1 protein-coding gene is annotated in these 401 nt (G+C 74.8%); it reads right to left on the bottom strand.

Annotation, left to right across the window (positions count from 1 at the left end):
• Window positions 1-401, bottom strand: a 401-nt coding sequence (locus tag V2J85_RS40955; RefSeq protein WP_330824440.1) for an alkaline phosphatase D family protein, incomplete at both ends; no start/stop codon positions are given.

Raw genomic sequence — 401 nt, 5'->3', positions numbered from 1 at the left:
CACCCCCTCCGTACCCGGGGTGTGGTTCTGCGCCCCGCCCGACCAGGCGTCGTTGGCGAACTCGTGGTCGTCCCAGATCGCGATGACCGGGTGGGCCGCGTGCTGCGACTGGAGGTCGGCGTCGGTCTTGTTGTTGCCGTGCCGGGCCCGGTAGTCGGCGAGGTCCAGGATCTCGTGGGCGGGCCGGTGCTCGCGCAGGGCCGCGCCCTGGGTCGGGTAGCCGCCGGTCGCGTACTCGTACAGGTAGTCGCCCAGGTGCAGCACCGCGTCCAGGTCGGGGCGGGCGGCGAGATGCCGGTACGCGGAGAACCAGCCGGCCTCCCAGTTGGCGCAGGACACCACCCCGAAGCGGAGCCCCGCCACGTCCGCCCCGACGGCGGGCGCGGTGCGGGTGCGGCCGG

Origin of the sequence: Streptomyces bugieae, assembly GCF_036352915.1 — a bacterium.
Lineage (GTDB): Bacteria > Actinomycetota > Actinomycetes > Streptomycetales > Streptomycetaceae > Streptomyces > Streptomyces endophytica.
Note: the sequence above shows the minus strand (reverse complement) of the source record. Positions and strands in the feature narration are given on the sequence as shown.